Source organism: Prosthecobacter debontii (assembly GCF_900167535.1).
In the GTDB taxonomy this organism is placed as follows: domain Bacteria; phylum Verrucomicrobiota; class Verrucomicrobiia; order Verrucomicrobiales; family Verrucomicrobiaceae; genus Prosthecobacter; species Prosthecobacter debontii.
This window is the reverse complement of record NZ_FUYE01000023.1, coordinates 65032-76670: the sequence shown is the minus strand read 5'-3', so window position 1 is coordinate 76670 and position 11639 is coordinate 65032. Positions and strand designations below refer to the sequence as shown.

Here is an 11639-nt window from a genome sequence, read left to right as displayed (position 1 = left end):
CGCGCTCAAAACCGCCTGGCCAAGACCGACCGCATCGATGCCTCCATCCTTGCTGCTTATGGCTCCGCCCTCAAGCCTGCGACCACTCCACCCGCAGATCCCGCCACTGCCCGTCTGGCCCTGCTGGTGGCCCAGCGCGACAGCCTCGTTGAGGAGCGCGCCCGCTATAAAACCCGCCTGCGTCAACATGCCGACCTTTGGTTGGCGGCCCAGATCAGACGCCTCATGACCAACTTGAACCTGGAAATCGTCAAACTCGAAACCTTGATGCGCGAAGTCGCCGCTGAAAACGCCGCACTTCAGGCCAGGTCACAACGGCTGGATGAAGCGGCTGGCATCGACTGGCGCAGCGCCCTGTGCCTGTGCGCCCACATGCCCGAACTCGGCTCCCTCAAACGCGAGCAGGCCGCGGCACTTGCAGGCCTAGCACCGTTCAACCGCGACAGCGGCCAGTGGCGGGGCCAGCGCCGTATCAGCGGCGGCCGTGCCCCCGTGCGGCGTACCCTTTACCTAGCCAGCCTGAATGCCGTGCGCAAAAACCCGGTTTTCAAAGCCTTCTACCAACGGCTGCGCACGGCTGGCAAACCGGCCAAAGTAGCCCTCATCGCCGTCGCCAGGAAACTCCTCATTCTGCTCAACGCAGCCCTCAAAAACCCTCAAATTTCCCTTGCTTGAAAACACAGTTGCTGGGATGATACCCAGCAGCGGGACTTCTCCCAGCATTGGTTTAAGCTTCGGTTAGGCGACTCGGAGGGGCCAGTGCGGGCACGGGAGTTTGTGCAGGCGGTGCATGGACATGCCAGCACGGGGACCATCGGGCGAGTGCCGAATCTGCTCCTGCTCATGGCCCTGCTCTACCGGCACCGCGCCAGCCTGCCGCATGGGCGAGCCAAGGTGTATGCCGCCATCTCGGAGGCTTATCTGGAGGGCATTGATCTGGCTCGGCGCACTCAGGGCATCGACGCACCCGTGCCCTACACACGGGCGGAAAAGGAACAGCTGCTGGCCATCATCGCCATGCAGATGCAGATGCGGCGGCTAGGCCAAGACGATGAGGACGCCAAAGGCGAGGTCATCGTGTCTCAAGGGGATCTGGAGGCTTGGCTCTGCCCTGAGTTCGGGCATGGCGAGGATGCCCTCAACCGCGAGGCCATGACCACCTTCATCGGTCACATTGCCGACCGCTCCGGCCTACTCCTTCCCCGTGGCATGCAGGAGGGGCAGGAGCAGTATGCCTTCGCCCACCTGTCCTTTCAGGAGTATTACACCGCCTGCTGGCTGGAGCGGGAGTTCCGCCGCCTGCTCAATCTCAAGGCTGGGACTGAGGATGACCTTGATCTGCTCGACTCGATCCCAGAGCCCGTCCCCATTGCGCCCCTGGTCTTAGAAGAAGCCGACTTCGCCAAACATGCCGCCGAGACCCTCTGGCGGGAGCCCCTTCTCTTCCTGGCCGAGCGGCTCGCGGACAGCGTTTCCGATACCCAGACGCTGCGCAAGTGGCTCTTCCCCATCAAGCCCGGAGTGACTCTGGCGGAAACCGCCCAGCACCTGCTGGCCACCCTTTCCATTGATCCCCAGGTGAACTTCCCCCTGCCTCTGCGTCAGCAGCTCTGGAACCACCTCTGGCGGCTGCATCTGGACCGGGGAGATGACTGGTGGATGTCAGGAGCCGCACCTGCCTTGCTGGAGCCCTCCGAGTTCCAGGCTGCTGTCCTCCAAAGCCTCCGCGCCACCGTGGAGGCCGCACCTGGGGACAGGCTGTCCCTCCATGACTGCACGGGCCTCAGCGACCTGACTCCCTTGGCGGGACTCTCCGGCTTGAAGCTGCTTGACCTCACCGGCTGCACGGGCCTCAGCGACCTGGCTCCCTTGGAGGGACTCTCCGGCTTGCAGTGGCTTTACCTCAGTAACTGCACGGGCCTCAGCGACCTGGCCCCCTTGGCGAGACTCTTCGGCTTGCAGGACCTTGACCTCAGTAACTGCACGGGCCTCAGCGACCTGGAACCATTAGCGGGACTCTCCAACTTGCGGGCGCTTAACCTCCTTAACTGCACGGGCTTCCGCGACCTGGCTCCCTTGGCAGCACTCTCCGGCTTGCAGTCGCTTGGCCTCCTTGGCTGCACGGGTCTCAGCGACTTGGCTCCCTTGGAGGGACTCTCTGGCATGTGGGTGCTTTACCTCATTGGGTGCACGGGCCTCAGCGACCTGGCTCCCTTGGCGGGACTCTCCAGCTTGCGGATACTTGACCTCAGTGGCTGCTCGGGGGTAACGGAGGAGCAGGTGGAGGAACTGAGGAAAGCCCTGCCTGAGTGCGACATCATTCAATAGAGCCACAAGAATAACGCCAGACCGGAGCTGGGGGACCAAGCTCCCTACCTGGGCGAAAGGCTTCGGGGTAGGGCGCTCAGTCTCTGAGCGCCGATGGGGGCGCGGCGGCACAGCGAAGTGGCCCGCACACTCCGTGTGCGGAAGGCGGCTCTGCAGTCCTGGCGGGGAGGTCATCGCTGGAGCCACTGAAGTGGGTAGCGAGGGCAAGGATGGGCGGGCGGGGGTTCGGTGAGGAGCTGGGGAGACTTCACGATCGAGGGGTGATCATCTCCCCACATGGACTTCGGCACGGTCACCCGCACACGGAGTGTGCGGACCCCTCCGCTAGCGCCCGCTTCGTCGTGGCAGCCTGCGCAGGCGCGGAGCGTCCCGGAGTGCGGTGGCAGAGAGACACGGAGCACCCGTGTCTCGACGACACCGCTTGGGGTGCGGACAGAGCCGATGCGGGATAGCAGATGAAAGAGGGAGGGCTATTGGGGCTTAGAGGTTGGAGGAGTATAGAGCTCATTCACGCCCCAAGAGCGGTGTCGCGCCTGAGGGCTTGCCACCGCACTCCGGGACGCTCCGCGCTTCATGGAGTCGTCCCTCTTCGCCACCGCTAGTCATGGACGAGACGCAGATCGTCCCTACCAGAGATGGGACGCTGCGAGGCACAAGCGGTCACGCCAAAATATCCTTCACCACATGGCCGTGAACGTCCGTGAGGCGGAAGTCGCGACCGGCGTAGTGGTAGGTGAGCTTCTCGTGGTCGAGCCCGAGGAGGTGAAGGAGGGTGGCGTGGAAGTCGTGGATGTGGACTTTATTCTCCTGGGCAAAGTAGCCGTAGTCGTCGGTGGCTCCGTAGGCGATGCCGCCTTTGACACCGCCGCCGGCCATCCACATGGTGAAGCCTTCGGGGTTGTGATCGCGACCGTCGCCGCCTTGGTCGGTGGGTGTGCGGCCAAACTCGCCGCCCCAGATGACGAGGGTGTCTTCCAGGAGGCCACGGGCCTTGAGGTCGTAGAGCAATCCGGCGATAGGTTTATCCACCTCGGCGGCGTTCTTGGTGGGGCCTTTGATGAGGTCGCCATGCTGATCCCACTGCACGTTGGCACTGCCTGAGAAACTGTTGATGGCCACTTCCGCCGCTGGGCCGAAGCAGGACTTTGGGACCTAACCATGCAGCAGATGAATGGCATGGCGGCAAAAACTTGGCATGATCGACTCCTCCCACGTCAAAGTTCACTGCGATGGTGCAAACCCCGCCCGAGGCCCGGAAATGCAGGCGATGAGCCACACCAACGGGGGCTCAACACGAAGCTGCCTGCTGCCGTGGACAGGCGTCGCTAGCCGCAATCATTCATCCTGCCGACGGGAACGGAGGCCCATGTCGTGCACGCACCAGCCTTGGTAGAAGACTTTGAGGTCAGGAGGGCTCTCATGAACAAGGCCTATGACAGCGATGCCTTGCGCGAGCTCATGCTAGCCAGCAAAGGCATGAAGGCCTGCATAACCGCGGCGGCCCCAGCGACTTACGACAAGGAACTCTACAAGAAAAGGCAAGGCGTGGAGAACTTCCTTGAGAAGATCCAACGGATGCGCCGCATCTCCACGCCCTACGACAAAACCGATGTCTCCTTCATGGCTTTGTATTCCTCGGCATCTGCTCGTTATTCCTAACAAACCAATTTTAAAACACGCCGTAGAAGTGAACGCTTTGTCACAAACAATGACGAACAAAAAAGCGCTAACGACGTCAAGTAATAGAACCCATACGAGCATCGTCTTTCATCCAGCTATCCCAAGCTTAAAATCTCAACTCACCATGAGACTCTTTCTATCCTTTGCTCTGACTTGGACACTCTTCACCTCGATCACATCAGGGGAAGACATTCGCAACGATATCGCTGTAGTGACGACCCCTGCCGAGGACTATCTGGCGACGTATGGATCAGAGTTTGATGTCGAAGGTGGTGGCTATTCGACCTGCCAAATGGATTTAAACGAGGACGGATTATTGGATCAACTCTTCGCCAATGCGGCCACCTCAGGAACCGGCGGGCGAGTGGCCACCGTTTACCTCGCGCGCAAGGATGGAAAATTCACGAGAATCGGAAGCCTTGGCCACGGAATGATGGTTACAGAGACTATCAAAACAGGTGGTAAATTGCTACATTGCTCATGGAGTTTCGGCGGCGGCTCGAAATCCATCACCACTTATTTGATCTCTCACGACGGTCTTAAGGAAATCATGACCATCGGCAGTGATGCTAATGATGTCTCATTTCAGAAGCTATTTGACGAAGTCTTTAAGACTTCACTCAAACCTGATTACCGCTTCGTCGCCGCCAGACCAAAATCCAAAGCATCGTCGTCCTCTGATAATCCCTAGGCGCCTTGGAGTCTGAGACAGGTTGGAAGTGGGCTAGTAGGCGACCAAACGCTCTACCCTCTAGGCGCTCACGCCAAGATATCCTTCACCACATGGCCGTGCACGTCCGTGAGGCGGAAGTCGCGGCCGGCGTAGCGGTAGGTGAGCTTCTCGTGATCAAGGCCGAGGAGGTGGAGGAGTGTGGCGTGGAAGTCGTGGATGTGGACTTTATTCTCCTGGGCAAAGTAGCCGTAGTCGTCGGTGGCTCCGTAGGCGATGCCGCCCTTCACGCCGCCGCCGGCCATCCACATGGTGAAGCCTTCTGGGTTGTGATCGCGACCGTCGCCGCCTTGGGCGGTGGGGGTGCGGCCAAACTCGCCGCCCCAGATGACGAGGGTGTCTTCCAGGAGGCCTCGGGCCTTGAGGTCGTAGAGCAATCCGGCGATGGGTTTATCCACCTCGGCGGCGTTCTTGGTGTGGCCTTTGATGAGGTCGCCATGCTGATCCCACTGCACGTTGGCATCGCTGTGGGTGACCTGGATGAAACGGACGCCGCGCTCGGCAAAACGGCGGGCCATGAGGCATTGGCGACCGAAGTTGCGCGTGGTGGGGTCATCCATGCCGTAGAGCTTCTGCGTGGCCTCGGTTTCTCCCTGGATGTCTTGCAGCTCGGGCATGGCGGTCTGCATGCGGAAGGCAAGCTCGAAGGAATCGATGCGAGCCTCTAGATTCGCGTCCTCCCCGGTCATGTGGAGATGGTTCCGGCTCATCTTGCTTGCCATGTCTAACTGCAAGCGCTGCAAGGCGGAGGTGCTGAGTGGGCTGCGGATGTGACGCACGACGGCCTGATCCGCAGGCACACTGGCATTGCCCAATGGGGTGCCCTGAGCCCAAGCGGGGAGAAAGGCGGAGCCCCAGTTATTCACGCCACCGTGGGCGAGCGTGGGGCAGATGGTGACGAAGCCAGGTAGGTCGGAGTTTTCCGTGCCCAGGCCGTAGCTGATCCAGGCCCCCATGCTGGGGCGCACGAAGGTATCGCTACCGGTATGCAGCTTTAGCAAAGCGCCGCCGTGCGCAGGGTTGGTGCCGTGCAGACTGCGCATGATGCAGAGATCATCCACACAGCGGGCCACATGGGGGAAGAGATCGCTCACTGGAAGACCGCTCTCGCCATACTGCCGGAACTGCCAGGGGGATTTCAGCAGGGTGCTGGTCTTCGCAAAGGTGACGCGTGGCAGCGCAAAGGGCAGCGGTTTGCCATGATCCCGGTCTAACAAAGGTTTCGGATCGAAGGTATCCACATGCGAGGGACCGCCCTTCATGAAGAGGAAGATCACCCGCTTGGCCCGCGCTGGGAAGTGAGGTTTCTTCGCCGCTAGGGGATTCGGTGTCTCAGCGGCACTCATCAGCCCACGCAGTGCGAGGGAGCCAAAACCGACCGCTGAACGCTGAAGTAGCGTGCGGCGACTGAAGCGATTGTCAAAGGCGGGGGCCATATGTAAGCAATCTACGGTCCTGCCCGTGCCTGTTTATCGCCACGCTTCCATTTGAGCATGGGAGGATAACTTGCCATCATCAAAGTATGTCATCTCTCACCCATCTCGACGAATCCGGCCAAGCCAGCATGGTGGACGTGTCCAGCAAGGTCCCCTGCCTGCGGGAAGCCAGCGCCGCCGGGCACATCCGCATGCAGCCGGAGACGCTGCGTCTGATCCAGGACAATGGCTTGAAGAAAGGCGATGTCCTGGCCGTGGCGCGCATCGCCGGTATCCAAGCCGCGAAGCAGACACAGCATCTCATCCCGCTCTGCCATCAGATCCCGCTCAGCAAGGTGGCGGTGGATTTCCAGATCGAGGCCACAGGTATCGCCATCACCACACTGGTGAAAACCACGGCTGCCACAGGGGTGGAGATGGAGGCGCTGACGGCCGTGAGTGTGGCGGCGCTGACGCTCTACGACATGTGCAAAGCCGTGGACAAGACGATGGAGATCAGCGACATCCGCCTGCTTTCGAAAACCAAGACTCCCCTGCCCTAACTCGCCTCCATGTCGTCCACCAGCCCCATCCTCGTCGGCATCATCACCGTGTCAGATCGCGCCAGCCAAGGCATCTATGAAGACCTCGGTGGCCCGGCCCTGCGCAACGCAGCGGAGGGATATGGTTGGCAAGTGGTGGGCGAGGTGATCGTGCCGGATGACCTGGAGCGTATCCAGGCCGCCATCCGCTCGCTCATTAGCCAAGGCTGCGGACTCGTGCTCACCACCGGAGGCACCGGCGTGGATGTTCGCGATGTCACGCCCGAGGCCATTCGCGGCATCCTACGGGTGGAGATCCCCGGCTTTGGGGAGCTGATGCGCATGCGCTCCGTAGAGATCACGCCCAATGCCATCCTGAGTCGCAGCCTCGCCGCGATAGTGGACACCGCCCTGGTCATCGCCCTGCCCGGCAAACCGCAAGGCGCTGTGGAGTGCCTCAGCTTCGTGCTCGGCGCCATCCCCCACGCCGTGAAGCTGGCCCAGCGCGTGCCGACAAGTTGTTAGGGGCGGTGTGGAACCTCGCGGAGCGTCCCGGAGTGCGGTGGGAAGCGATAGCGCCACACCGCCCTTGTGGACTCTTTATCAGTCGTCACATGGCTAAACGCCAAAGCATAACGAAGCACGGAATTTCATTCCTATGCACTTCGGGCCCTCACAGGAACGTGCATCCCAGAAAGCTTTGACTCTGATAAAGCGGTGTCGCCGAGGCAAGGTTGCCCTTGCCTCTCTGCCACCGCACTCCGAGACGCTTCGCGGATTCGATGTTATTGGTTAGCCCGTCTAACCCGTGGTGCGCAGGCCTGAGGCCAGGGCATTGATGGAGACGAGCAGGTCTGGCAGCATGGCCTCGGCACCTTCGTTTTCTCCTGCTGCTAAGCAGGCACGCCACTCACGCAGCAGGCTCACCTGCTGATGATGCAGCACACGCAGAGGTTCTTCACGAATCTCCAGCGTGTAAGCCAGACGCGGACGACGCTCGGCGAAGGTGCCCTGGAAGAGATCCTCCAGCACCTCGCGGGTGCGGGCGAATTCCGTCAGGATGGTGCCCAGGAAGCTATCGCGCACAGCAATGTCGGGGACGAGGCTAGCATAGAGACTCATGAGTTCGCCATTGGCGCTGACGAGTGAGCTCTCGATGTTGGTCAGCACGTAGCGGAGGAAAGCGGATTCCTTGAGATACCCGCGCAGAGCCTCGAAGTTCGAGGTGCTGCTCTCGCGGAGCGAAACCAAAGCGGAACCGGCACCGAACCAACCAGGCAGATAAAACCGGGACTGTGTCCAGGAGAAGACCCAGGGGATGGCGCGGAGGTCATCCAGCGTCGCCTGACCTGTGCGGCGGCTCGGGCGTGAGCCGATGCGGGCATGCTCCAGGGCATCGATCGGGGTCGCAGAGCGGTAAAACTTCATGAAGTCCGGCGCATGCAACAGGCTACGATAAGTCAGCATGCTGCTTTCCGCGAGGCCGTCCATGATGGCATGAATGGCGGCAGGTGCAGACTTCGAATGGCGATGCCGAGCGGTGGCGGAGGCCGCCGAGGCCATGAGAAGCTCAATGTTATACACCGCCGAGCCCAGGTGAGCATACTTCTGGGCAATGGTTTCCCCTTGCTCGGTCATGCGCAGCCAGCCGCCCAGGGAGCCCTGAGGCAGAGCTTCCATGAACCAATGGGTCGGACCGGCCCCACGGCCTACGGTGCCACCTCGACCATGGAAGAAGACCGCTTTCACACCATGCGACTGACAGGTGGCGGAAAGCTGTGTCTGAGCCCGATGCAGGGCCCACTGGCTGGCCAGAATGCCACAGTCTTTGTTGGAATCTGAATAGCCCACCATGATCTGCAGCGTGGGATTCTCAGGATGCAGGCTCCGGCGAGTGACGGGATGCTTCAGGAAAGCTTCCACGATGCCGGGACCAGCCTCCAGGTCATCCATGGTCTCAAACAAAGGAGTCACCGGCAGCGGACAGCGGAGGCCTTCAGGGGTCCATTCAGTCAAGCCCGCTTCACGTGCCAGAAGGTAGACGGTGAGCAGATCTTCTACATTCTTGGTCATGGAGACGATCAGTGCGCCCAGACCGGCAGAACCGTAGGTGTGTAGGTGATCGGCAATGACACGGTAGCAGGCCAGCACCGTATCGGCCTCGGGACCGGCGGACATGCCAGGAGCCAAGAACGGACGAGGGGAAAGGAACTCGCGGCACAGAAGCGCGCGTTTCTCCTCCAGCGGCCATTCACTGAGCGGACGATCATCCATGAGGCCCGCCGCACGCAGAAGCTGATCCAGCGCTTTTTCATGGAAAGCCGAGTTTTGACGGACATCCAGGATGGCGGAGTGGAAGCCGAAGGCCTTCAACTGCCTGCGGAAAGGCACGATCAATTCCTTCACCAGGCCGCCAGCCCCCACTGCCTCCAAAGACTCTGCATAGGCGACCAAGTCTGCATCCAGTTGAGGCGCTTCTTTGTAGGCGGCAGGAGATTCCGGTTTCTCCATGGCCAGCACCACCTTGGCCCGCATGAGATAGATGGCCGCACGCCAGGGCTCTTCTTTATTGCGCTCCAAGATGTAGGTCAGGTCCAGCGTGGACTCCGCCTGCAATCCCGAAGTCAGGCGTTCGATCAGGTCTTCAAGCACCTGCGGTGTCTTCTGAAACAGCGAGCTCAGGGGCGACTGGACAGCCAAGCGCTCCAGGCTGCGGCGCTGGATACGCAGGGCATTCTTGCGCAATGACTTCAGCGAGCGGGCAGTGACTTCAGCAGTGACAAAGGGGTGTCCATCCCGGTCTCCACCGATCCACGTGCCAAAGCGTAGCAGGGGGGGCAGTTCATCCACCACGGCCGCCTCGTAGCCTGCGGAAATCCAGGCCTCGCGGAGATGAATATGCGCTCGGGAAAGCGCCTCAGGGAAGACTTCGCGCAGGTAGTGCAGCGCGTTTTGGAGTTCCGCATCGATGGTGGGCCGGGTGACGTGGATCTCCCCCGTGCGCCAGAGATTCTCCAGCCGAGTCTCCAGGTGCCCCTGCAGACGGAGCTGCTCACGGGGGGTGTAGGAGGGGTTCTCGTGCCTGTTCATCAGGCTGTAGATTTCCAGATGCAACTCGCGCACGGTCTCACGCTTCGCCTCCGTGGGGTGGGCGGTCAGCACAGGCTCCACCAGCACATCCCGCAGCACGCCGATCAGTTCTTCCTGACTCAGGCCGAGTTCCTGCATCTGCTTCAGGTTATCCGGCCACAGGCCTTTTTCCGCTTCGGGCCCACGCTCCTTTTCCCGCAGACGCCGCACCTGAGCTGCCGCGCGCTCCTCCACGATGTTCAGCATCTGAAAGGCAATCGAGTAAGCCTGACCCAAAGCACGATCCGGTGCATCCCCGATCCCTTCACACTTCCCCGCCCAAGGCAGCTTCTTGGCCAGATCGGGCTCGCCCAAACGGCGCAGCACGTTGGCAAAAGCTTCCATCAGGAACTTCAGTTCGTCTTCGAGGAGGCGGAAGCCATGCTCCCGCAGTGGGTTGGTCGGTGTCATGTCGCGTTACCTTTAAGCAGGAAGAATGCCGGGTGCCAGCGGGAGGAGTGATCCGCATTCAGTTTTCAGTCAACCGTGTTCAGTAACGGATCTCGGTGGCCCCAGGCTTCAGTTCCTGGTCACTGAAATCTGCACTCCGTTCACCGAATCCCCCTCTCCCCTCTTGCTCCCGGGCGTCCCCGCTCCAATATCTCCCCCCACATGTCCCTGCCCCGCCAACCTCATTTCGATGTCCTGTCCCTCGGTGAAGTCTTGCTGCGCCTTGATCCAGGTGAAGGCCGTGTCCGCACCTCCCGTCAATTCACGGCCTGGGAAGGCGGCGGAGAATACAATGTGGCTCGAGGAGCCCGACGCTGCTTTGGCCTCCGCACCGGCATCCTGACCGCCTTTGCCGACAATGAAATCGGACGCCTGCTGGAAGACCTCATTCTCCAGGGCGGTGTGGACACCAGCCTCGTCAAGTGGGTGCCCTACGACGGCATGGGCAAGCGCGTGCGCAATCCGATCAACTTCACCGAGCGTGGCTTCGGCGTGCGCGGCGCTAAAGGCAGCGTGGACCGCGGACACAGTGCCGCCTCCCAACTCAAGCCGGGCGACTACGATTTCGATCATCTCTTTGGCACGCTCGGCTGCCGCTGGTTGCACACCGGGGGCATCTTTGCCGGACTGTCTGAAAGCACCGCCGAGCTCACCATCCAGGCCTGTGAAGCGGCCAAACGTCATGGGGTGACGGTGAGCTACGATCTGAACTACCGCCCCTCCCTCTGGCAGGAGCGCGGAGGCTTCCCCGCCGCGCAGGCGCTAAACCGCAAGCTGGCGCCCTACATTGATGTGATGATTGGCGTGCTGTGCGATGAGCCCCCGACCGCTGGGGCTGTCGCTCCAGGCGAATCAGATATCTTTGCCGCTGAAGACGCCGCCTTGCGTCCCGCCATCGAGAAACTGGTGGCCGAGTTCCCCAATCTCAAAACCATCGCCGCCACCCTACGCCGGGTCCACACCGCCAGCATCAACGATTGGGGTGCGCTCTGCTATCACGAGGGACAGTTCTACCGCAGCCGTAACTACCCGCGCTTTGACATCCTGGACCGCATCGGTGCCGGAGACAGCTTTGTCGCGGGCCTCGTCGCAGGTCTGCTTCAGGAAGGCGACGCGCAGAAGGCGGTGAACTACGGCGCGGCTCACGGAGCCCTCGCCATGACCACCCCCGGCGACACCAGCATGGCCACCCTCGTGGAGGTGCAAAAGCTGGCCGAAGGTGGTGACTCCAAGGTCCAGCGTTGAGGTGAAGTCCTCGTGCACCGTCCTGGTAGGGAGCTTGCTCCCCAAGCTCCGCCTCGATAGTGTTCTTTATTGCCAGTCAAACTCCACGGCGGCTGGGGACCAGCCGCCCTACCCGCGTCA

At 61.3% G+C, this 11639-nt stretch carries 9 protein-coding genes and 1 pseudogene; 7 read left to right on the top strand and 3 right to left on the bottom strand.

The annotated features are described in order from the left end of the window. Both B5D61_RS23355 and B5D61_RS25920 read left to right on the top strand, forming a co-directional pair. Positions 1 to 675, top strand: a 675-nt coding sequence (locus B5D61_RS23355; RefSeq protein WP_078815625.1) for a transposase, incomplete at its 5' end; no start/stop codon positions are given. A 168-nt stretch (positions 676 to 843) separates the two neighbouring features. Further along, positions 844 to 2328 (top strand): NACHT domain-containing protein, encoded by a 1485-nt coding sequence (locus B5D61_RS25920; RefSeq protein ID WP_176159633.1) that lies wholly within the window; start codon positions 844 to 846, stop codon positions 2326 to 2328. Between the two features lie 660 nt (positions 2329 to 2988). Here the strand turns inward: B5D61_RS25920 and B5D61_RS23340 are convergent. Beyond that, positions 2989 to 3420 (bottom strand): annotated as a pseudogene (locus B5D61_RS23340) (DUF1501 domain-containing protein); the annotation flags it as partial. Positions 3421 to 3747: 327 nt separating this feature from the next. On the opposite strand from B5D61_RS23340, the gene B5D61_RS23335 reads away from it, so the two are divergent. Then, positions 3748 to 3987, top strand: a complete 240-nt coding sequence (locus B5D61_RS23335) for a hypothetical protein (RefSeq protein WP_078815831.1) — start codon at positions 3748 to 3750, stop codon at positions 3985 to 3987. 145 nt (positions 3988 to 4132) lie between these two features. Further along, the gene (locus tag B5D61_RS23330) at positions 4133 to 4699 is read left to right on the top strand and encodes a hypothetical protein (protein WP_078815830.1); all 567 of its coding nucleotides are present in this window, start codon (positions 4133 to 4135) and stop codon (positions 4697 to 4699) included. Between the two features lie 68 nt (positions 4700 to 4767). On the opposite strand, the gene B5D61_RS23325 is transcribed toward B5D61_RS23330, so the two are convergent. Next, positions 4768 to 6174 (bottom strand): DUF1501 domain-containing protein, encoded by a 1407-nt coding sequence (locus tag B5D61_RS23325; protein ID WP_078815829.1) that lies wholly within the window; start codon positions 6172 to 6174, stop codon positions 4768 to 4770. Positions 6175 to 6260: 86 nt separating this feature from the next. Between B5D61_RS23325 and moaC the strand changes: the two genes are divergently transcribed. Together moaC and B5D61_RS23315 are read left to right on the top strand one after the other, a co-directional pair. Continuing rightward, positions 6261 to 6716, top strand: a complete 456-nt coding sequence (gene moaC / locus B5D61_RS23320) for a cyclic pyranopterin monophosphate synthase MoaC (RefSeq protein WP_078815828.1) — start codon at positions 6261 to 6263, stop codon at positions 6714 to 6716. 9 nt (positions 6717 to 6725) lie between these two features. Further along, a complete protein-coding gene (locus tag B5D61_RS23315) occupies positions 6726 to 7220 on the top strand; it encodes a MogA/MoaB family molybdenum cofactor biosynthesis protein (protein WP_078815827.1) in 495 nt (164 codons plus the stop codon). A gap of 276 nt (positions 7221 to 7496) precedes the next feature. Here B5D61_RS23315 and B5D61_RS23310 read toward each other — a convergent pair whose 3' ends face one another. Then, positions 7497 to 10235: a phosphoenolpyruvate carboxylase gene (locus B5D61_RS23310; RefSeq protein WP_078815826.1), complete on the bottom strand. Its 2739-nt coding sequence runs from the start codon at positions 10233 to 10235 to the stop codon at positions 7497 to 7499. Positions 10236 to 10436: 201 nt separating this feature from the next. Between B5D61_RS23310 and B5D61_RS23305 the strand changes: the two genes are divergently transcribed. Next, on the top strand, positions 10437 to 11519 hold the full coding sequence (locus B5D61_RS23305) for a sugar kinase (protein WP_078815825.1): 1083 nt from the start codon (positions 10437 to 10439) through the stop codon (positions 11517 to 11519). The last annotated feature ends 120 nt before the right edge of the window (positions 11520 to 11639 follow it).